Here is a 21,803-nt window from a genome sequence, read left to right on the forward strand (position 1 = left end):
TTTAATATGACATTTGTCATAGTAAAATGATGACAAAATAGCAAAAAAGATTAAGCAACTCAGTGTCGCTTAATCTCATAAATAGGTTAATCCATTAGATTTAATAGAGAAACAAAATGCCTTCTCCATTTAACCGGCAATGACCGACAAGTAATCTTATTAGATTAGTTTGTGTATGTTCTTATTCTGAATACTATAAAATTGGTGATACTAATTTTGCTATATCTTCTTTTATTTTAATTGAAAGTGGACGTTTATTATATGCGTCTAATGTTAATAATTTAGATTTTTTAATATCTTCTTCATAAGCAGTTCTAATTTGTTTGGCGATATTTTCATCATAGATAAATGCATTCACTTCAAAATTTAATGCGAAACTACGATAGTCCATGTTAGCGGAACCAACACTGCATATTTCATCATCAATTATCATAACTTTAGAGTGGATAAAACCATTTTGATACGTATAAATTTTCACACCACTATTTAATAGTTCAGCAGCATTTGAAAACGTCGCCCAATATACGAATGGATGATCTGGTTTACATGGAATCATTAAATGTACATCTACGCCAGCATTCGCCGCCATTTTCAGTGCATTGATATAGGATTGATCTGGAATAAAGTAAGGACTTTGCATATAAATAGATTTTTTGGCGCTCATAATCATTTTAGTATAGCCGTACTCTATTTGATGTAACTCAAAAGCAGGTCCACTTGAAGCAATTTGTATAGCTGATTTACCTTTATGCTGATTCTTTTCAGGGAAATATTTCTCATCATATTCAAATTGTGGACGATGTGCTTGTGAATTCCAATCTAAAATAAAACGTATTTGTAATGCATCGATGGCATTACCTTCAACACGAATATGCGTATCTCTCCAGTACCCTAACTTACCAAGTCCTAAATAATCATCACCAATATTAAATCCTCCGATGTATCCTACTTGTCCATCAATAATTATAATCTTTCTATGATTCCGGTTATTCATTCTAAAATTGACAAGTGGGAACTTAGAGGCAAAAAAGGCTTCAACTTCGCCACCTAGTGATTGGAAATGATGAAATTTTGACATTCTTACTTTCTTAGAACCCACATCATCATATAATATTTTAACTTCCAAACCTTCTTTAAGTTTTGTTTCTAATGCATCTATTATACGATGACCTAAGCCATCAAGTTCAAATGTATAATATTCTAAATGAATGTAGTCTTTCGCATTATAAATATCTTCAATCACTTTGTCGTAAAGCTTGTGGCCATCCGTAAATAAATCAATATGATTTTCTTCTGTTAGAAATGCATCTTGCTTGTTTAATAACATTCTAATAAGATCCCTATGTTTCGTTACTTGCTGATTATGAGTTTGATAACGATATGCATCGAATTGTTTAACTTGTTCATCTACTAGATCTTTAAATGTATCCAATTCTTTACCATTATTTTTCTCCATTTTCCTTTTTGAAACTGTTCTTCCAAAAAATAAATAGAGTATAAACCCGATTAATGGTAAAACAAATAATACAAAGAGCCATGCCCATGTTGATGATGCACTACGTCTATTTCTTTCTAAAAAAATGATAATAAATGCTAATATTAGATTTATCACAAATCCTAGTGCTAATATAATCGTAAAAAACGTCCCCAAATCTGGGCCGAACATAAATTTCATAAAATAATACTCCTATTTAATTTTATAATTTGGATTTATCTATTCAATCAATATATTACTTGGCATTTAATATTATAATTGCGTTAAGTACTTCTTCATTATTGGGGAATTTACGTTCTTCTACTTTATCAATCGAAATATTCAAAACTTCATATTGGCTACCTTCATCACTTTCAAGATATACATTAATCTCTTTTTCTAGCTCATCCAGAGTTTTTTCTTGAATTTTTTTAAATTTGATTTTGCTCATTTTATAACACTCCATTTCAACTTATTTGTTTAAATCATAGTCTTTTTACATTTAAATCGCAAATAAATTTACACTTCACCTTTTTAATTAAAACGCTTACAATTTTATATTTAAAATATTAAATTCACATAAGTGCTAAATTATTGTATACTAAAGTCATTCTATTAAATTTTCAGAATAATTAAACTATTTAGATTGTGGGGTATTATATGATTTCTTTTGAAAATGACTACCTTGAAGGTGCACATGAAAACGTATTACAACGATTACTTGATACCAATTTAATCCAGGCCTCTGGTTATGGTGATGATCAATTTTCAAAGCAAGCAGCAGAAAAAATTAAATCAGCCATTAAGTGTCCAGAAGCGACTGTACGATTCTTAGTTGGCGGTACGCAAACCAATCAAGTTGTGATTAATTCAGTATTAGAGCCATATGAAGGTGTAATTTCAGCGGATACAGGTCATGTCGCCGTACACGAGGGAGGTGCGATTGAATTTAGTGGTCATAAAGTGTTAGCAATACCATCTCATGAAGGTAAAATCAGACCAAAAGAAGTGAATGAATATTTAGATACATTTTACAATGATTTCAAACGCGAACACATGGTTTTTCCTGGAATGGTCTATATTTCGCATCCGACAGAATACGGTACTTTATATACTAAAGAGGAATTGAAAAATCTTTCCGATGTATGCAAAGAACATCAAGTACCACTATTTATGGACGGTGCACGTTTAGGTTATGGCTTAATGAGTGATCAAAGTGATTTGACTTTTGAAGATATTGCTAAATACTGCGATATCTTTTATATAGGTGGTACTAAAATAGGTGCGCTATGTGGTGAAGCCATCGTGTTCACTAAAAACAATGAACCAAAACACTTTACCACTCGAATCAAACAACATGGTGCATTACTTGCTAAAGGTCGCTTAGTAGGCGTACAATTTCTGGAATTATTCACTAATAATTTATACTTAGATATTAGCCGTCATGCCATCAATATGGCTAATAAAATGAAAAAAGGATTCCTTGAAAAAGGCTATCAACTCTACTTCGATTCACCTACCAATCAACAATTCTTCGTGCTAAGTGAAGAAAAGATTAATGAATTGAAACAAAAAGTGAAGTTCGCGATTTGGGAGAAATATGACGATAATCATCGTGTCGTACGATTTGCGACAAGTTGGGCTACTACCGAAGAAAATGTAGATAAGTTATTAGAGTTAATTTGATAATAGAGAAACAGGACTTCCTGAAAAGGAAATCCTGTTTTTTAATGTAGCTTATAATAAATACCGGCTATAATTACAATTAATCCAAAGAGTGCTATAATTTTTTCTTTTTTAGATGGCTCTCGTTTTTCTATAGTGACTTTAATATTAAATTCCACTTTTTTATTCTCCTTATAAAAGTTTAAGCAATCATGTTAATCACATTCACTACCACGTTAACATTGAATTTTAAGTGGGAGTGGGGCAGAATTCTTTTAAATTCGTCGTCCCACCCCAACTTGCTTTGCTTGTAGAATTTCTTCATGAAATTCTCTTTGTTGGGGCCCCGCCCGCAAGGATGACTAGAACTGAGAAAAGCTTGAATTAAGTGCTTTCTCAGTTCAGTCAGCTACTGCGAATTTGCAAAATAGCTTCATTATATTATTTTTGTTTCGGACTCTTGTTTTATTATATTAGTCACCTATAGTTTAGAGTACTGCCCTTTATCATACGCCTATTCTATTAATAACTTTTTGATAAGCTTCAAGCACTTGTGGATACAGATAAATTACTCTAGATCCAACCCGGCGAGTTACTTCAACAATTTCAGGTTCACAGACTATTTTATTTTGAAGCGTTGATTTACTTAATCCAGTTAAAGTTACTAAATCTTTAATACCTACTGAAGCATATTGTCTCTTATAATTATGCAATATATTATCTAGTTTCTCTTCAATCAATTTATGCATAAAATCTTCGTCAATATGGATTGTTATATTACTCATACTGTTCACTCCATCTATTTTAAATTACTCATTGTTTTAAGTTAATTTATTAAGCTGGTTATTAAAGTCAGTAATACTAATATAAATATACCTATAGTTAAATATAGAGATATTTGCTCCCTGTTGAATTTCATGTTGTTAAACACTCCTTTTATTTCTTAAAAAATTAACCATAGCTAACAATAAAGTAACTACATTAATATAAAAAGTTAACTTTCTTCTCATATCTCTACTCATAAAATTCATCTTCTTATAAATTATTAACTATTTCATACGTCTTACTTGTGTCTATAGTTCTCAGACTTTGAGACCAACTTTTTATTTAATTATATTATATTAATTTTATAATATAACACACAAGTGTAATTTGAATTTTATTGCAAGATATTGAAGCGCATTTTAGTTCAGCAATTAAATTAGGATTTTCCTATTATGTCTACAATTTGATCATCAAAGTTTTCTACACCTGATTCACTAAGCATTGAACGCGTTTCATTTCTCATTTGAGATAATGCCTTCTCAGCTTTTAATGCTTCATTCTCTTTCAAAAGTTTTTCTATCTCATATTGGCTTTTTTGGTCTTTATTCATCTTGGCCAGTTTTTCAGCTTCTTGAATAGCGTCTTTAATACGCTCATCAGATTTTCTTCTTTCTCTAGCTAGACGGTCTTTAATCATTTGAGATACTTCTTCTTGGGAAAATGTTTTCTCATTTTGTTGGGTTTGTTCATTAGGTGTTTCTAAATTCTCATTGCTTTTTGTTTCTTCAGTAATATTACTTTGGTTGTTTTCCATGAGATATACCTCCGTTTATAGTCTGTCGACTTTTCATTCCATACTTGCTTTTATAACGTCATCAGCACGTTTTGGACATAAAAAATAACCTTCCGTAGAAGGTTAAAAAAGTGTATAAAAATAGCACCACTTTCTATTTATTAGTCTAGAAATGATGCTATTTTTAATACCACGCATATAAATATTTAATAGGAAATTTATTTTCCTCAATAAAATCTAAGATTGCAAGAAACGATTTATTTCTATAAGTTAAAATATTTTTTTTAATTTCTAATTTAGACAAACTATATTCTTTTACTTCTGAACTTAATTTATTAACAGCTATCTCGCCTTTACCGTTTTTAATGTCATCTTGTGGTACATATTCATATCTGATAATTTGTTCATCTTCATATAATTTTCTTAATATAAGCACCTGTTTCACCTTACTTATTCAATATATCTTGAGTAATCATATTTTCTTTCCACAATTTTATGAGCGTCTATATACTTATAATTATACTTATTCATTAAATAATGTTCAAGGGCTTCATGACGTAATAGAACCAAGTCTTGCTCTTTAATATTTTTACCTTCTCTCAAACGCTGCCAACTTACAGCAATATAATAATCTGGATGAAATCTATTAATACCACCATCTAAACTATATTTGTTTATAAAAAGATGCTCATATGCTCTTTTCACTAAATTTTTATTTAATTTGGTATTTCTAGAAATAATATCAATTTCTATTTTCTTATTTCTTCGACGTACTGACTGATAATATACATTAGCATGCTTATTTCTCTTTTTTTGATAAGGATCATTAGTATCATTTAACGCTCCTGAAGGTTTTGGTATTCTTTCTATTTGTTCTACCTGATACTTATATGTATTTTCTTTATAGAATTTATCCCGCCAGTTTCCCAAATGGGGCACTGTAGTACTTCTGCACCAAGGGTGCATTGGTGGAGCATTAACTCCAGGTATCATATCTTTAACTTTAAATACCTTGCCATTTAAAGAGTGACATATTTTAGATGTTTTCTTGTCTATTTTAGCCACATATTTATATTCGCCATCTTCACCCAATTCTTTTAGATAAGTTAGCTTCTGTGATTCAGACTGCACACGTGCTGATTCAGTAATTAATAATCTGCTAGCATTAAATGTTGTGGTATTAGTTTGCTTTTTAAACTCAGATACGTACTCATTAGGATGTCTACCTCTAAGCAACACATTACTCGTTGTTCTTTCCACTTCTTTTTGAACTACAGCCATATCTTGCCATAATCTTGTAGACCATTTCACACCTTTAAAGTTACTGTTAACAACCGCTTTTACTTCAGTGTCATCAATTTTCACATGTTCCCCAAGTATATGTGCTTGTCTTTCAACTTCTCTATCCACTGCCTCAACTAACTTATTTTCTAGCTTATCTTGAATATCCAAAGTAGAATCTTTGACTATCAAATCTAATTGTTGCTTTAATAGTTTTTCTCTAGATACTTTCATAGTCAAGTTATAAAGTTTAAGTGCTTTGTTTGCTTCATTGCTAAAATCTCTACGCTTCACATATTTTTTAGCTTTGTTTCGAAACGCATATACATCAAAGTCATCTGCTTTTTTCATGACTTCTTGAATGGTTAATCCAGTATTCGTTGCATATTTTGCATAAAAGGCGAGTAGTTCCCTCATTATTTCTGTATACATTAGCATAATTATGCGTTCTATTTCTGAAGTAGCTTGGGCATAACAAATTAATGTTTAGTAATATACCTATGAAATTGATTGAAAAGGTTAAAACAAAATTCAAAAGTATTACTAAAAAAAGTATAGTCATGTAACTAAAAAAATGAATGATGATGCTAAAAATAACTTTGAGAAGTATATTAAGAATGTATTTTAAAGTGTACTTGACCAAAACTTGACCAATTTCAATTTCTTCACAAAAATGGTCAAGTAAATTTAGCTTTTCCAACAAGAAAAAGAAGCTAAGGCAAAATGCCTTAACTCCTTATACCACTAAGTCTTTCCCCGATTTGCTTAGCGAATTAATATTGTTTCATGTATTGATCGCGTTCCCATTCAGAAACTTGAGTTCTGTAATAATCCCATTCAATTGATTTAGAGTTTATAAATTGATTGTAAATGTGATTACCTAACGCTTGTTTAACTGTGTCATTTTCACGCATAGCTTTTAAAGCAGTGTAAAGTGTTGAAGGTAAGTCTTGGATACCTACAGCTTCACGTTCTTCACGGTTCATTTCATAAATATTTTGGTTAACTGGTTCTGGAACTTTAGTTTTGTTCTTAATTCCATCTAAACCAGCTTGTAGGATTGTAGCTAATGCCATGTAAGGGTTAGCTGCAGGGTCTACTGAACGTACCTCGATACGTGTTGATAAGCCTCTTGAAGATGGCACACGTACTAATGGAGAACGGTTTTTACCACTCCAAGCGATATAACAAGGTGCTTCATAACCAGGAACTAAACGTTTATAAGAGTTTACTAATGGGTTACAAACAGCTGTGAATCCACGTGCATTATTTAAGATACCTGCAGTAAAGTGATAAGCATCTTCTGTTAATTGCATTTCACCATTTGGATCGAAGAATGCATTTTCTTTACCTTTAAATAATGATACGTTGAAGTGCATTCCGCTTCCGTTAACACCAAATAATGGTTTTGGCATGAATGTTGCATGTAAATTATGCTTACGTGCAATTGTTTTAACAACTAATTTAAATGTTTGGATGTTATCACAAGCAGTAATCGCATCTGCATATTTAAAGTCTATTTCATGTTGTCCTGGCGCAACTTCGTGGTGACTTGCTTCGATATCGAATCCCATATCTTCAAGTTCTAATACGATGTCACGACGGCAATTTTCACCTAAATCTGTTGGTGCTAAATCGAAGTAACCACCATTATCATTTAATTCTAATGTTGGTTCACCTTTTTCGTCTAATTTAAATAAGAAGAATTCAGGTTCAGGCCCTAAGTTGAAATCTGTATAGCCCATATCTTCCATTTCTTTTAACACACGTTTTAAGTTGTTACGTGGGTCACCAGCAAATGGTTCACCATCAGTCGTATATACATCACAAATTAAACGAGCTACTTTACCTTGACCAGCAGTCCAAGGGAAGATAACCCAAGTATCTAAATCCGGGCATAAATACATGTCAGATTCTTCGATACGTACGAAACCTTCGATTGATGAACCATCAAACATCATTTCGTTATCTAATACTTTTTCTAATTGGCTAACTGGTACTTCAACGTTTTTGATTGTACCTAAGATATCTGTAAATTGTAATCTTAAGTATCTAACGTTTTCTTCTTTTGCAAACTTACGAATATCGTCTTTACTAAATGTACGTTTAGGCATGGTAGAAATCCTCCAAAAATTTATTTAATAAACCGTGATAAATCGCCACGATTTATTGGCAAAGCTTCACCGTGTGGTTTCTGCGTTGCGTCAACAATCATTCTTTTTCTAATCTCTTGTTCATCTGATGTAAGATGCCCTTGATTATTAGTTATGATTTGCTTGATCCCTTTAAGGTTAAATCCTTTCTCAATCAAAGATTTAATTTCAAGAAGACGTTCTAAATCATTTAACGAAAATAATCGCTTGTTTCCTTCTGTACGCTCGGGCATGACAAGTTCATGTGTTTCATAGTAGCGGATTTGTCTTGCAGTGAGTTCTGTTAATTTACAAACAACACTCATAGAGAACACGGCCATATTACGTCTGATTTTATCGTTAGACATTCATAACCTCACCTCTACTTTTGAACTTGATATAAATTTAGCATAGTTTTAATCGCATTACAAAAATATGTTAGGTTTTCTTACATGAAAAATCCAAATCTATATTTAATATTAATTTCAAGCTCTTTTCAATAGTTAATATAGACTCATTTATATAATATTTTTTCAGAAAAGAAGCTGTGATATAAATAATATAATGGTGCTACTTCGCAAATTCGCAGTAGCTGACTGAACTGAGAAAAGCTTAATTTAAGCGCCTTCTCAGTTCTAGTCATCCTTGCGGGCGGGACCCCATCAGAGAGAATTTCATGAAGAAATTCCACAAGAAAAACAATCTGGGAGCGGACGACGAATTTAAAAAAATTCTGAACCACTCCCATTAAGCATCTATATTAAGTTTTGTTCCTTCAAATTAGCAACTGCACGAGTAACAGCCAATTTAACGTGTTCATAAGTTAATCCACCTTGAACATATGCTTCATATGGTGGTCTTATCGGTCCATCTGCAGACAATTCAATTGAAGACCCCTGAACAAAAGTACCAGCAGCCATGATTACATCATCTTCATAACCCGGCATATAGCTTGGTTCCGGGCTGAAATGTGCATTGATTGGTGAAGCGTGTTGTATACTTTGGCAAAATGCTATCATTTGTTCTTTCGTATCAAATTGAACGGTCTGTATTAAATCCGTACGTTTAACATTATATTTAGGAACTGTTTGCATATTCATTTTTTCTAATAATAAGCTCGTAAACAATGCACCTTTCAAGCTTTGACTAACTACATGCGGTGCTAGAAAGAAGCCCTGATACATCTCTTGTAACGAATACAATGATGCGCCCGCTTCTTTACCAATACCAGGCGCTGTTAATCGATAGCCACAACGTTCGATTAAGTCTTTACGTCCAGCGATATAACCACCTATCTTAGCTAAACCGCCACCTGGATTCTTAATTAATGAACCTGCTATCAAGTCTGCACCAACTTCAATAGGTTCACGTTCTTCGACAAATTCTCCATAACAATTATCCACAAAGATTATAATATTAGGGTATCGCGCTTTAATGGCTTGAATTGCTGTCTCAATTTCTTTGATAGCGATGGAAGGTCTTTGGTCATAACCTTTGGAACGTTGAATAGCTACTACTTTTGTTTTTTCTGAAATTGCTTCAAGTGTGGACTGAATATCTATTTGCCCCTCTTTCAAAGGAACTTCATTATATTCAATTCCATGTTCTTTTAAACTTTCAATACCATTACCATTTACACCAATCACTTCAAGTAATGTATCGTATGGACTTCCAGTAATATATAAAAGTTCATCGCCGTATTTAAGTGTACTTTGCAGTGCTAAAGTAATCGCATGTGTGCCTGAAATTATTTGTGGGCGTACAATCGCATCTTCAGCTTTAAACGTATGGGCATAGATATCTTCTAGATGATCCCGACCAAAATCATCATATCCATAGCCTGTACTCCCTACTAAATCACTTTCTGTAGCTTTAACGTAATGAAAAGCATTTAAAACTTTTTCTTGATTTAAATACGCAATTTCTTCTATTTGTTTAAAATATGGTGATAACGTCTCCTCAACGTCTTTAACCAATGACGAAATATCTGACATTGTTACATACTTCCTTTTATTGTTTTTTATATCCAGTAATTACATAATCCTCATTTGTAGGATCAAAATTCATTTCTTCAATTAGCGTATGCTGCTTCAAGAAATAAAGTCTATCTGCGTTTGTACTGGGAACCTTCTCTTCATAATAAGACAATGCGGCTTTCACTTGTGCTATTAAAAATGCCTTAACCTTTGATTTATCCCCTTCAACTCGACTAGAGACAAAAATGGATGGTGATGCAGATACTGGACTATCATCACTGTCACTACATTGATCTTTCTTATTAAATATAACTGCTTGAGGTATGTGACTCATATCTAAATCATTAATTAATTGATTAACTGTATCATATTGAGAACGGTACTCTGAATGACTCGCATCTACGACATGTAATAATAAATCCGCACCTTTTGCTTCTTCTAACGTAGATTTAAAGGCAGCGATTAATGTCGTTGGTAATTTTTGAATAAATCCAACAGTATCTGAAATAATTAAATTAAATCCTTCATTAATTTGAATTTGACGTGTTTTAGGATCTAACGTCGCAAAGAGTAAATCTTTCTCAAATGTTTCTTCACCTGACAATACATTAAACCACGATGACTTACCTGCATTCGTATAACCAACGAGCGCAATTTGAAAGACTTGATTTTGTTCGCGTTTATTACGGTAACGTTCCCTGTGTTCTACTACAGTTTGTAATTGATGTTTAATTTCATTCATACGTGTACGAATGTGACGTCTATCCATTTCTAATTTCGTCTCACCAGGACCTCGTGTACCTATGCCACCACCAAGTCGTGATAAGCTTTTACCATGCCCCTGAAGTCTTGGTAATAAATAATCTAATTGCGCTAACTCTACTTGCAATTTACCTTCACGACTACTTGCTCTCAATGCAAAAATTTCTAAAATCAACTGTGTTCTATCGATAATTTTTATGCCCAAATTATCATTTAATGTTTTAGATTGTGCAGTAGTTAACTCATCATTGGTCACTACGACATCTATATCATGGAACTCAATAAAAGCTTTTAATTCGTCAATTTTACCTTTACCAACGTAATACTTATGATCGACTTGTTCTCTATTTTGAGTGACCTGTCCTTTAACATCAAGCTGACAAGTTAATGATAAAGCTTTTAATTCTTCCATTGTTGAATCAAAATTAAATTCATTATCATTTTGAGCATGTACACCGACTAATACAGCAGTTTCCAACTTTTTCTTTGTCGCGTGTGTCATACGCTGTGTCACGTTATACATCTCCTTCTAATGTGTTTCTCAAATATTTTATCACAGTGTGTATTCAAAGACTATCTACTAAAAATATGTTACATTATTCTTATATTGAAAGGGTGGTACTATGGAAAATATATATGACTTTGTGGTACAAAAATCTAATGGTGAAGATTATAAATTAGAAGAATACAAAGGCAAAGTAATGCTAATTGTTAACACTGCAAGTGAATGTGGTTTCACGCCACAATTTGAGGGTTTACAAGCATTGTATGAGAAATATAAAGACCAAGGTTTTGTTATTTTAGGTTTTCCATGTAATCAATTTGGTGGGCAAGAACCTGGTTCAGGTGCTGAAGCTAACCAAAATTGTAAAATTAACTATGGCGTTACATTCCCAATCCATGAAAAAGTGGACGTCAAAGGGGAAAATCAACATCCTTTATTCCGTTTCTTAACTGATGCAGCTAAAGGTATGTTAAGCGAAAAAATTAAATGGAACTTCACAAAATTTTTAGTTGATCGTGAAGGAAACGTCGTGAGTCGTTTCTCACCTCAAAAGAAACCAGCTCAAATTGAAAAAGATATCGAAAAATTATTATAGATTAACATTTAATTAAACTACGATAAAAAGCTACATTATANNCTCTATAATGTAGCTTTTTATATTACAAACATTCCTCTATTTGTCAAAAGTGCTAAAATATGATGAGTTTATTACAAGTCACACTGTCATTAAGACCGTTGTCTACGCTCTTAAGAACTTGCAACGTTGCACTTTAATTACAACTTATTCTTCACTATTTACTGGTTCATTAGAATCTGTAACTTCAGTTTCCACAGTAAATGTGCTGATCGCATGTTTGTATATCAAATGTTGTTTACCTTGAGAAACTAAGCTGACAACATATTTGTCAAAGTCTTCAATAACACCTTTCATTTGAAAGCCGTTTAAAAAGAAAACTGTAACTTCTGTTTGTTGTGCTTTAAAGTTCTCTAGTGCTTGATCTTGGATGTTGTGGTTTGCAATCATGTTTAGAACTCCTTTTATTTATTTGGGTTGTAATCTCATCTAACATCATTTGAAGTGTCATTGTCTCTCTATCAAACCATTGAACATGTAATTTATTCTTGAACCATGTCAATTGTCGCTTAGCATATTGTCTTGAATGTTGTTTTAATGTTTCAACTGCTTGGTCTATTGATAACTCACCATTTACAACAGGTACCAGCTCTTTATATCCAATTGCTTGCATACTTTGAGTAGATTCATAACCCTGTTCTACTAGGTTCTTCACTTCATTAAATAATCCGTGGCCCAACATAATATCTACACGTTTATTTATTCTTGAATATAATGTTTTGCGCGACATTTCAATCCCTATTAATAATGTATCATAATTTTCTGTAAATTGTTGCACTTTCTTGCGAGAACTTATAAGTTTTTTTGTATTTAAGTAATATTCAATCGCTCTATACACCCTTTTTCTATTATTGGGATGTATATCTTGTGCAGATTGTGGATCAAATGTCGCCAAATAATCATGCACTTCTTGATTAGTCAATGGTTCTAATGCTTGCAATTTAGACTTGGTTTGCTTTTCAACTTCTTTTGAAACGGTCTCATCTTCGAATGGATAATCATAAATCAATGATTGAATATATAATCCCGTACCTCCAGCTATAATAGGAACCTTGCCCCTAGTAGTTATATCTTTAATCAAATTTTGTGCTTGTTGTTTGAAATCATACGCTGAAAATGAGTCATCTGGATTTAAAATATCAATCATATAGTGGGGGATGCCATCCATTTCTTCATTCGTCACCTTAGCTGTACCGATATCCATTTGTTTATATACTTGCATAGAATCCCCACTAATGATTTCACCATTGATGCGTTTTGCTAATTCAATACTCAATTCTGTCTTACCAGACGCGGTTGGTCCGACTATAACCACTAAAAATGGTTTATTGACGTCGTTCAATCGTTATCCCTCACTTCAATTTTTCTTTATTACTTGTTTCTGAATCCAGTCAAACATATGCGTCCATATCATTTCCTTATCATCTTCAAATAAAATTTCATGTCTTCTATTCGCATAAAGTTGAACTGTTATATGGTTGATGCCTGCACGTTTGAATTTTTTTCCCAACTTCCGTATACCTTTGCCATAGTCACCAAATGGATCCTCCTTACCAGAGATAAGTAGTATTGGTAACTGGGCGTTCATTTTTTTGAGTTGCTTATTATTAGCCGTACTTATCATATGTTTCACTGTTTGATAGATTAATTGGTTAGATACTAAGAAACCCGTATAATCATCGTTAACAAATTTGTTAATTTCATCACGCTTAGAGGATAGCCAATCGCTCTTTGTTTCAGGTTGATCTATTTTCTTATTAAATGATTTATAAACAAATTGATTCACCCATTCTAATCGGTTACGCTTTCCACAAATAAGTGTGATTAATTTTAATGCAATTATAGCTGGAATTCCTTTGTATTTAGGATATTGACCAGTACCTGTAAGTATTAAGCCTTGTGCAACATCTGGATATTTCTCTACGAACAAACGAGCAATAATTGAACCCATTGAATGTCCTAAAATGATATATGGAATATTGCTATCTGAACTATGGAGTGTTTGTGCTATTTCATAAGCATCTTGGGCTATGGTATGCATGTCATTGTAATGACCTCTTTCACTTTCATCTATATCGATACCGTGACCTCGATGATTGTGTCGTATAACATCGTATCCCTGATGCGTCAATGCCTGCACAAGTGATTCATAACGATCCATATGCTCAGCCATTCCGTGAAAGATATGAACGACACCAAATGTTGCTATCTTCGCTTTATCTACTTTAACTTCTATCATAGTGCCGTCTTCAACGGTAATTTTGAATGATTGTTGACTCACGCATATGCCTCCTTGCAAAATTAATTACTTAACCTTAATGTCCTATATTCTTTTAAATATACCTGTCCTTCTTAATGTTATCAAATTGTTAGACTCATTTTAACAACTTCAATTGCATCTTTATAGACGCAAGTCTGAATTCATCTTGAAATCGTTGTCCTCCCCATCTTACTTTGCCTGTAAAATCACTCTATATTAGTGACATTTTCCAGTGAAATTCCCTTAGGTGAGATGTCTCCGCCAATAATCTTCCTTTTGGAACACTAAAGCGGGAGTAGAACAGATTTTTTTTAAAATCGTTGTCCTACCCCCGCAAGGATGACTTGAACTGAGAAACCTTGATTTGAGTACGCGCTCAGTTCAGTCAGTTACTAAATATTCATATTTTTAATGACTTTGATGTTTCATTTAATACACGCATATAGGTGTTAAATTCTCAAAACATCCATTTTAAATTTTATTTTAGAACTGCAAGTTGTTCATTGCCGTGTGTTGCTTCTTCAATCGCAATATTAATTTCTTTAGTAAATTCATTTCGTTGACTTTGAGTATAATTCAGTAATTTAGCAAGTTCTTCAACGACTGCATCTTTATATTGTTTTACTTGGTTAATATTGAAATACAATTTACCTGTTCTACGAATTAAGAAATCTGTTGGTTTATAAACCATTTCATTTTGAACGCTATATACTAATTCAACGTACATTTCTAGTGGTAAATTTAATGTCTTGTCTTGTGCTATTTGTGCAATGTTAAATAATTTATCAACGTTAGAACCATATCTAGAAGCTAAACGTTCAGCAACATCAGCTTGAAGACCAATTGCCTTACCTTCTTCAACTTTACGTGCTACGTAATTTTCAAAGTTTGCACTTCCGCCTACATCACCACCAGAAATCGGTGTATGTTTCGTTTTACAATCATCAAATGTTAATTTGTATTCTTGTTTTAAACGTTTTGCTAATAAATCGACAATTTCTAAAGCCATGTGACGGTAACCTGTTAATTTACCACCAGCAATCGTTAAAAGACCTGATTTACCTTCCCAAATTTCATCTTTACGTGAAATTTCAGAAGGATCTTTTCCATCTTCTAATATTAACGGTCTAACTCCAGCCCAAGTTGATTCGATATCTTCATCTTTTACATTTACGTCTGGGAACATATAGTTAATTGCATCAATAAGATAGTCTCTATCTTCTTGTGTTGTTAATGGTTTTGTTTTGTCATTATCATAGAACGTATCAGTTGTTCCGACATACGCTTTACCTTCACGTGGAATGGCAAAAATCATTCGTCCATCTTTTTCAGTATCGAAATAAACCGCTTGTCTTAACGGGAATTTAGATTGATCAATGACAACATGAACCCCTTTAGTTAAACGTAATTGTTTATTGTTACGCGTGTAATCTTTTTTGCGAACTTCATCTACCCAAGGACCTGCAGCGTTAATGACTTTTTTAGCATTGATTTGGTACATTTCACCAGTTAGTAAATCTTGAACTTCAATACCTCTCACTTTAGATTTTCCATCGTAAATGAAATCTGTTGATTTCGTATGATTTAAAACTTCTGCACCATTTTCTTCGGCACGTTTCATAACTTCAATTGTTAAACGTGCATCATCAGTACGGTATTCAACATAATAACCGCCACCTTTTAAACCATCTTTTTTCACTAATGGTTCTTTGTTTAATGTTTGTTTTTTACTCAACATTTTTTTACGTTCGTATTTTTTTACACCGGCTAAGCGATCATATGCTGTTAAACCTAAGTTTGTTGTGAATTTACCGAAAGTACCACCTTTGTGCATTGGTAGTAACATCCATTCTGGTGTCGTTACGTGTGGACCATTTTCATAAACAATCGCACGTTCTTTACCAGTTTCAGCTACAACTTTGATTTGTGCTTGTTTTAAATATCTTAATCCACCATGAACTAATTTAGTAGAACGTGAACTTGTACCTTGAGCAAAATCTTGCATTTCTACTAATGCTACTTTCATACCACGTTGAGACGCATCTAACGCAATCCCTGCACCTGTGATACCACCTCCGATGATTACGACATCATATTCTTCATTTTGTAAATTTTTCTTAATTACTTCTCTATTTAAAGTTGATAAAGCCATAAATATACCCCTCCGATATTTTATTTTTGTGAAAAAAGAGAGACCTATCCATACAGAATCAAACTGTATGAAACAGGTCTCTCAAATCTCGACTAATTTATTAACTTAATTTAATCATATCACACTTCTATAAACTAAGCCATGTTTAGAGATTAATCTTCTAATTTAAAGACCTGAGTAGCTTCAACTGCTTTTTTCCAACCTTTATATAACTTAGTTCTGTCTTCTTCAGACATCTGAGGTGTAAATTCTGTTTCTAATTGCCATCTATTTGCGATTTCATCTTTACTATCCCAGAAACCAACTGCTAATCCCGCTAAATAAGCAGCGCCTAATGCTGTAGTTTCTTGAATTACTGGGCGCTCTACTGCAGTATTAACAATATCTGCTTGGAATTGCATGATAAAGTTATTTTTAACTGCACCGCCATCAACACGTAAATTGTTCACTTCAATTTTAGAATCTTTAGACATCGCTTCCATAACATCACGTGTTTGATAACATAATGATTCTAATGTTGCTCGAATGAAGTGTTCTTTTTCAGTACCACGGCTCAAACCGAAGATGGCACCTCTTGCTTCTGAATCCCAGTAAGGCGTACCTAATCCAACGAATGCTGGTACGAAATAAACATTATCAGTAGAATCAACGCGAGTCGCATAGTTCTCAGATTGAGGCGCTGAATTTATAATTCTTAAACCATCACGTAACCATTGGATTGCTGATCCTGAAACAAAGATAGAGCCTTCAAGTGCATAATTAACTTTACCATCTAAACCATACGCAATAGTAGTTAATAATCCACTTTCAGATTTAACTGGTTCTTCTCCAGTATTCATTAACATAAAGCCACCAGTACCATACGTGTTTTTCACATCTCCACGTTCGAAACATGCTTGTCCAAATAGTGCAGCTTGTTGGTCACCAGCGATACCTGAAATCGGTACTTTTTGGCCAAAGAAATGATAGTCTCTTGTATGTGCGTAAATTTCACTAGATGGTTTAACTTCTGGTAACAATTGTTTAGGTACACTTAATAATTCAAGAAGTTCTTCATCCCATTTTAAATCATAAATATTATACATTAGTGTACGACTCGCATTTGAATAATCTGTAATATGTGCTTCTCCACCAGACAATTTCCACACGAGCCAAGTATCAATTGTGCCAAATAATAAGTCGCCATTTTCAGCTTTTTCTCTAGCGCCATCAACGTTATCAAGAATCCATTTCACCTTCGTTCCAGCAAAGTATGGGTCTAATAATAAACCTGTTTTATTACGGAACGTTTCTTCATGTCCTTGCTCTTTTAATTCATGACAGATTGCTTGTGTTTGACGAGATTGCCATACAATTGCATGATAAATTGGACGTCCTGTATTTTTATCCCAAATAACTGTCGTTTCACGTTGGTTTGTGATACCAATACCCTCAACTTGATCAGCGTTAATTTCATTTTCATTTAACACTTCTGCCATAACTGCTAATACTGAAGTCCAAATTTCATTAGCGTCGTGTTCTACCCAACCTGATTTAGGGAAGTATTGTTTGAATTCTCTTTGTGCAATACCTTTGATGTCGCCTTCTTTATCAAATAAGATAGCTCTTGAACTTGTTGTTCCTTGGTCTATCGACATGATGTATTTTTCCATAAATTTTCTCCCTTTCTGCTATATGAATAAACAATTGTTAAAGAATTTGAATATTAAGGAAGTGTACTATAGTTATAGCACTTTTCCAAAAAATTAATCATAAATGTAAGATGTTAATTAATAAATTGATTCAATATCATTTGATTTATTAGCTTTATTCAGTGCCAAACCAAGCACTAATGTAACGATAACTAGTAAAATACCAACTGCACAAATCAAATCAAATTGTCCTTTGTAGAAGACTTTATAAATAACTGCTCCTAACATACCTCCTGCAATAGGCCCCAATACGGGTACTATAGCATAGCCCCAGTTAGAACCACCTTTACCAGCTATTGGTAGCATTGCATGTGCAATTCTTGGTCCTAAATCACGTGCAGGATTGATGGCATAGCCAGTAGGACCACCTAAACTTAGTCCAATTGCAACGATTAAGGCACCAACGATAAGCGGATTTAATCCATCGGCAATTTTATTAACACCAATAAATAAAATACCTAGGCAAAGAATCGCTGTACCAATAATTTCACTCAAAAAGTTTGCAAAATAGTTCTTAATTGCTGGCGCTGTAGAAAATACACCTAACTTCGCACCTTTATCTTCTGTTGCTTTCCAATGCGGTAAATACATTAACCAAACGAGCACACCACCTACAATACCTCCAAGCATTTGACAGATTATGTAACCTGGTACTTGCGCCCAACTAAAACCGCCATCCATCGCTAGAGCAATAGTCACCGCTGGATTTAAATGTGCTCCTGAAAATTTCCCAACTGCGTAAACACCCATTGATACAGCTAGTCCCCAACCTGCTGCAATAACGATCCAGTCAGAGTCCTGACCAGCGCTTCGCTTCAAATTAACGTTAGCACAAACGCCACCACCGAAAAGAATTAGAATAGCAGTACCTAAAAATTCTGCTAAATAAACATTCATGATGAATCCTCCTATAAGACAAAAAGATTCCTACAAAGGCGCTAATAAAGGCATTGCAGAAATCTCTTCGTCTCTTAATCTTTATATTAACTTGTTTAAATCATACAGAAAGTTTGTAAGCGTTGTCAATACTTTCGTTGAAATTTTGTCACATTTAAGTAATCCTAAAATTGATTGTACTCATTTTATAAAATTAAGAAAGAAGATGGATTGATGGCAGTACGAATTACCATAATGCACGGTTACTGGTTGTAACGTAGCTCGCACCGCTATTAAGTGCCTGAGTTATTTCGCTTTCTTCATTAATCAAACCACCTGCAATGACTTTTGAAGCAGTTTCTTCATCAATGATTTTAACAACTTTATGCGCTATACCAGGTAATACTTCTACATAATCAGGCTCAACTTTCTTAATTAAGTTAATACTTCTACTTAAGGCTTGACTATCTATAATAAACACCCTGAAAATCGTTAACTTATTTAACGATTTAGCTTTTTGAATTACTTTAGATTTGGTAGAAACGATGCCTTTAGGACTATACGTTTGAATGATATATTCACAAGCATATTCATCGACAGCCATACCTTTAATTAAATCGATATGAATATAGGCTTCAATTTGATTCGCCTTTAGCAGCGCCATAACACTTTTCAAATGACCAATATGCATATCTAATAGCACACATATTTTATAATCTGTTTTTATTAATTTCTCTAAGTCTTTCATATTACGTATCGCAGGTAAAACGTATTCTTTCATAAGCATTTTCCTCTCTACATGACGCGTTTAAATAATTTTTCTAGTTCATAATTCGAGAAGTTGATGATAATAGGTCTGCCGTGCGGACATGTGAATGGATCTTCCGCTTCACGTAATTGATCAATCAAATCCGCCATCTCATTATTTTTTAAATAATGATTTGCCTTAATTGATTTCTTACAACTCATCATAATCGCAGCATCTTCACGCATTTTTTTTACACTTATTTTTTTATCATTTAATACCAACTCAACCATATCTTGAATAATTTCTTCCGCTTCCGCTTTTGGGAACCAAACAGGGTAACTATTCACGATATAATCATGACCGCCAAAGTGCTCTAAATGAACGCCAACTTTGTCTAATTCTTCTTGATATTGGTCTATAATCATTTGTTCATCTTTTGAAAAGTGAAATGTTAATGGTATCAACAAATCTTGGACTTCATTCGTCACTTCGCCAATTTTTTCTCTAAAATATTCATATTTAATACGTTCTTGAGCAGCATGCTGATCAATCATAAACATGCCGTTTTCATTTTGGGCAATAATATAAGTTCCATGTACCTGGCCGACAACTTCCATATATGGAACACGTCGCGATGGTGTGTTACTTACCTTTCCTTTAATATCATTGCTATCTTGTGGTTGATATAATGTTTGTTGATTTTTTGGCGCTATTTCATCACTCATATTTGCTTCTGATGCGCCTTTTGTTGCGTAATTTATATCCTGATTATCTGGATTAGTCGTATCACTATCCATTTCATTCAAAATTTCTTTTTGAATTTGGAAGTAATCTTTGTCATCGGCGCGTTTATTATTGTGAACGATGCTTTCCGTACTTTCATTTATGCTATCTTTATTATCTGGAGCATCGTACTCATAATTTGATTCATTTAAGTGATCGTCATTAGAATCACTAGATGTCTTATAGGTTGGAGTCGCAGTCTCTTGATTCAAATTCTGTTGACGTCTCTCAAAGTCTATTTTTTGTTGTTCAAATTGATTTAATACTTTATTTTTTTTAGGTCTTCTATCCAAATCATTTTGCGGAATTAAAATTCTATCCTTGAAAGCTTCTCGAATTTTCTCAACAATTAATTGATATAATTGTTCTTCTTTTGATAATCTGACTTCTAATTTAGTTGGATGAACATTCACATCTACGAGTATTGGATCCATTTCGATATTTAAGTAACAAATCGGATAACGTCCAATTGTAAGTAATGTATGATACCCTTCAATAATTGCCTTATTGAGTACAAAGTTTTTAATATATCTGCCATTAATAAATATTGAAATATAATGCTTATTACTTCTTGAGTGCTCTGGTTTAGCTACGAAACCCTCTAAGTGATAATCACTCGTATCACCTTGAATATGTACTAAATCTTTTGCAACTTTTATACCGTAGATTTCAGCCATAACTTCATTTGTTTTACCGGAACCGTTAGTTTTCAACAATGTTTTTCCATCTGATATTAAAGAAATACGTATATCGGGATGACTCATTGCCATACGATTGACGATATCTGTAATTTTGCCTAACTCTGTATATAAACTTTTTATATATTTTAGGCGGGCTGGTGTATTGTAGAATAGTGATGCTACTGTGATGTCGGTACCTTTTTTAGCTTTAGCTGGTTTACGACTTAAAATTTCGCCATTTTCGGCATAGATTTCATGACCATTCTCACTATCTGTACACGTCTTAAGCGTAACTTTAGCTACTGAAGATATACTTGCTAATGCCTCACCACGAAAACCTAATGTTCTAATGTGAAATAAATCATCATCTGCATCTAGCTTACTTGTTGCATGTCTATGAAATACTAAATCTAAGTCATCTTGTTCAATACCAGTACCATTATCTACGACTCTAATAGAAGAAATACCTGATTGTTCTACTTCAATATTAATTTCCGTAGATTGTGCATCGATTGCATTTTCTAACAATTCTTTCACAACTGAGCTTGGACGCTCTACTACTTCACCAGCTGCTATTTTATTCGCAAGAGACGTTTGTAGTTCCTTAATTTTGCCCATTTTCCAAC

The 21,803-nt window shown here is 33.2% G+C and carries 19 protein-coding genes and 3 pseudogenes; 2 read left to right on the forward strand and 20 right to left on the reverse strand.

The genetic code is table 11. The annotated features are described in order from the left end of the window. Positions 1-193: 193 nt before the first annotated feature. On the reverse strand, positions 194-1,675 hold the full coding sequence (cls, locus tag KA909_RS06500) for a cardiolipin synthase (protein ID WP_210130056.1): 1,482 nt from the start codon (positions 1,673-1,675) through the stop codon (positions 194-196). Positions 1,676-1,730: 55 nt separating this feature from the next. Then, a complete protein-coding gene (locus KA909_RS06505; protein ID WP_075109291.1) occupies positions 1,731-1,925 on the reverse strand; it encodes a hypothetical protein in 195 nt (64 codons plus the stop codon). A 209-nt stretch (positions 1,926-2,134) separates the two neighbouring features. Between KA909_RS06505 and KA909_RS06510 the strand changes: the two genes are divergently transcribed. Then, positions 2,135-3,160: a threonine aldolase family protein gene (locus tag KA909_RS06510; protein WP_075109290.1), complete on the forward strand. Its 1,026-nt coding sequence runs from the start codon at positions 2,135-2,137 to the stop codon at positions 3,158-3,160. Positions 3,161-3,645: 485 nt separating this feature from the next. Here the strand turns inward: KA909_RS06510 and KA909_RS06515 are convergent, their stop codons facing one another. From KA909_RS06515 to hflX, 10 genes and pseudogenes are all read right to left on the reverse strand, one after another. Beyond that, complete coding sequence (locus tag KA909_RS06515) at positions 3,646-3,924, reverse strand: hypothetical protein (protein WP_193839394.1); 279 nt, start codon at positions 3,922-3,924, stop codon at positions 3,646-3,648. Between the two features lie 416 nt (positions 3,925-4,340). Beyond that, positions 4,341-4,718, reverse strand: a complete 378-nt coding sequence (locus KA909_RS06520; protein WP_193839395.1) for a DUF4355 domain-containing protein — start codon at positions 4,716-4,718, stop codon at positions 4,341-4,343. After that, positions 4,709-4,802 (reverse strand): annotated as a pseudogene (locus KA909_RS13500) (hypothetical protein); the annotation flags it as partial. The gene KA909_RS06520 and the pseudogene KA909_RS13500, both read right to left, overlap by 10 nt. Positions 4,803-4,881: 79 nt before the next feature. Next, on the reverse strand, positions 4,882-5,133 hold the full coding sequence (locus tag KA909_RS06525; protein WP_053018922.1) for a hypothetical protein: 252 nt from the start codon (positions 5,131-5,133) through the stop codon (positions 4,882-4,884). Between the two features lie 137 nt (positions 5,134-5,270). After that, positions 5,271-5,333 (reverse strand): annotated as a pseudogene (locus KA909_RS13755) (phage head morphogenesis protein); the annotation flags it as partial. Between the two features lie 227 nt (positions 5,334-5,560). Next, positions 5,561-6,449 (reverse strand): annotated as a pseudogene (locus KA909_RS06530) (minor capsid protein); the annotation flags it as partial. A 302-nt stretch (positions 6,450-6,751) separates the two neighbouring features. Beyond that, positions 6,752-8,092 carry a type I glutamate--ammonia ligase gene (glnA, locus tag KA909_RS06535; protein WP_075109051.1) on the reverse strand — a complete coding sequence of 447 codons (1,341 nt, stop codon included), beginning with the start codon at positions 8,090-8,092 and terminating at the stop codon, positions 6,752-6,754. Between the two features lie 20 nt (positions 8,093-8,112). Beyond that, positions 8,113-8,478: a MerR family transcriptional regulator gene (locus tag KA909_RS06540; protein ID WP_053029363.1), complete on the reverse strand. Its 366-nt coding sequence runs from the start codon at positions 8,476-8,478 to the stop codon at positions 8,113-8,115. 387 nt (positions 8,479-8,865) lie between these two features. Continuing rightward, positions 8,866-10,104 carry a methionine gamma-lyase family protein gene (locus KA909_RS06545; RefSeq protein ID WP_193839397.1) on the reverse strand — a complete coding sequence of 413 codons (1,239 nt, stop codon included), beginning with the start codon at positions 10,102-10,104 and terminating at the stop codon, positions 8,866-8,868. A 16-nt stretch (positions 10,105-10,120) separates the two neighbouring features. Beyond that, a complete protein-coding gene (gene hflX / locus KA909_RS06550; protein WP_398577033.1) occupies positions 10,121-11,350 on the reverse strand; it encodes a GTPase HflX in 1,230 nt (409 codons plus the stop codon). A gap of 121 nt (positions 11,351-11,471) precedes the next feature. On the opposite strand from hflX, the gene KA909_RS06555 reads away from it, so the two are divergent. Next, on the forward strand, positions 11,472-11,948 hold the full coding sequence (locus tag KA909_RS06555) for a glutathione peroxidase (protein WP_053029360.1): 477 nt from the start codon (positions 11,472-11,474) through the stop codon (positions 11,946-11,948). Between the two features lie 186 nt (positions 11,949-12,134). Here KA909_RS06555 and hfq read toward each other — a convergent pair whose 3' ends face one another. The 8 genes from hfq to mutL form a co-directional block, all read right to left on the reverse strand. Beyond that, positions 12,135-12,377 carry an RNA chaperone Hfq gene (hfq, locus tag KA909_RS06560; RefSeq protein WP_053029359.1) on the reverse strand — a complete coding sequence of 81 codons (243 nt, stop codon included), beginning with the start codon at positions 12,375-12,377 and terminating at the stop codon, positions 12,135-12,137. After that, a complete protein-coding gene (gene miaA, locus KA909_RS06565) occupies positions 12,331-13,329 on the reverse strand; it encodes a tRNA (adenosine(37)-N6)-dimethylallyltransferase MiaA (protein ID WP_193839398.1) in 999 nt (332 codons plus the stop codon). The genes hfq and miaA overlap by 47 nt, the downstream gene beginning before the upstream one ends. A 15-nt stretch (positions 13,330-13,344) precedes the next feature. Then, complete coding sequence (locus KA909_RS06570; protein WP_053029357.1) at positions 13,345-14,268, reverse strand: alpha/beta fold hydrolase; 924 nt, start codon at positions 14,266-14,268, stop codon at positions 13,345-13,347. A gap of 457 nt (positions 14,269-14,725) precedes the next feature. Next, a complete protein-coding gene (locus tag KA909_RS06575) occupies positions 14,726-16,399 on the reverse strand; it encodes a glycerol-3-phosphate dehydrogenase/oxidase (protein ID WP_193839399.1) in 1,674 nt (557 codons plus the stop codon). A 152-nt stretch (positions 16,400-16,551) separates the two neighbouring features. After that, complete coding sequence (gene glpK / locus KA909_RS06580; protein ID WP_193839400.1) at positions 16,552-18,051, reverse strand: glycerol kinase GlpK; 1,500 nt, start codon at positions 18,049-18,051, stop codon at positions 16,552-16,554. 117 nt (positions 18,052-18,168) lie between these two features. Continuing rightward, positions 18,169-18,987 carry an MIP/aquaporin family protein gene (locus KA909_RS06585; RefSeq protein ID WP_053029354.1) on the reverse strand — a complete coding sequence of 273 codons (819 nt, stop codon included), beginning with the start codon at positions 18,985-18,987 and terminating at the stop codon, positions 18,169-18,171. Between the two features lie 226 nt (positions 18,988-19,213). Next, entirely contained in the window at positions 19,214-19,747 is a 534-nt protein-coding gene (locus KA909_RS06590) for a glycerol-3-phosphate responsive antiterminator (protein WP_053029353.1), read from the reverse strand. A gap of 14 nt (positions 19,748-19,761) precedes the next feature. Further along, positions 19,762-21,795: a DNA mismatch repair endonuclease MutL gene (mutL, locus tag KA909_RS06595; RefSeq protein ID WP_193839401.1), complete on the reverse strand. Its 2,034-nt coding sequence runs from the start codon at positions 21,793-21,795 to the stop codon at positions 19,762-19,764. Positions 21,796-21,803: the final 8 nt, after the last annotated feature.

The organism is Staphylococcus sp. GDX8P54P (assembly GCF_017893165.1).
In the GTDB taxonomy this organism is placed as follows: domain Bacteria; phylum Bacillota; class Bacilli; order Staphylococcales; family Staphylococcaceae; genus Staphylococcus; species Staphylococcus borealis.

Coding starts and splice junctions, on each gene's coding strand:
- cls (WP_210130056.1), bottom strand. CDS start 1,675: ATGAAATTTATGTTCGGCCCAGATTTGGGGACGTTTTTTACGATTATA.
- KA909_RS06505 (WP_075109291.1), bottom strand. CDS start 1,925: ATGAGCAAAATCAAATTTAAAAAAATTCAAGAAAAAACTCTGGATGAG.
- KA909_RS06510 (WP_075109290.1), top strand. CDS start 2,135: ATGATTTCTTTTGAAAATGACTACCTTGAAGGTGCACATGAAAACGTA.
- KA909_RS06515 (WP_193839394.1), bottom strand. CDS start 3,924: ATGAGTAATATAACAATCCATATTGACGAAGATTTTATGCATAAATTG.
- KA909_RS06520 (WP_193839395.1), bottom strand. CDS start 4,718: ATGGAAAACAACCAAAGTAATATTACTGAAGAAACAAAAAGCAATGAG.
- glnA (WP_075109051.1), bottom strand. CDS start 8,092: ATGCCTAAACGTACATTTAGTAAAGACGATATTCGTAAGTTTGCAAAA.
- KA909_RS06540 (WP_053029363.1), bottom strand. CDS start 8,478: ATGTCTAACGATAAAATCAGACGTAATATGGCCGTGTTCTCTATGAGT.
- KA909_RS06545 (WP_193839397.1), bottom strand. CDS start 10,104: ATGTCAGATATTTCGTCATTGGTTAAAGACGTTGAGGAGACGTTATCA.
- hflX (WP_398577033.1), bottom strand. CDS start 11,350: ATGACACACGCGACAAAGAAAAAGTTGGAAACTGCTGTATTAGTCGGT.
- KA909_RS06555 (WP_053029360.1), top strand. CDS start 11,472: ATGGAAAATATATATGACTTTGTGGTACAAAAATCTAATGGTGAAGAT.
- hfq (WP_053029359.1), bottom strand. CDS start 12,377: ATGATTGCAAACCACAACATCCAAGATCAAGCACTAGAGAACTTTAAA.
- KA909_RS06575 (WP_193839399.1), bottom strand. CDS start 16,399: ATGGCTTTATCAACTTTAAATAGAGAAGTAATTAAGAAAAATTTACAA.
- glpK (WP_193839400.1), bottom strand. CDS start 18,051: ATGGAAAAATACATCATGTCGATAGACCAAGGAACAACAAGTTCAAGA.
- KA909_RS06585 (WP_053029354.1), bottom strand. CDS start 18,987: ATGAATGTTTATTTAGCAGAATTTTTAGGTACTGCTATTCTAATTCTT.
- KA909_RS06590 (WP_053029353.1), bottom strand. CDS start 19,747: ATGAAAGAATACGTTTTACCTGCGATACGTAATATGAAAGACTTAGAG.
- mutL (WP_193839401.1), bottom strand. CDS start 21,795: ATGGGCAAAATTAAGGAACTACAAACGTCTCTTGCGAATAAAATAGCA.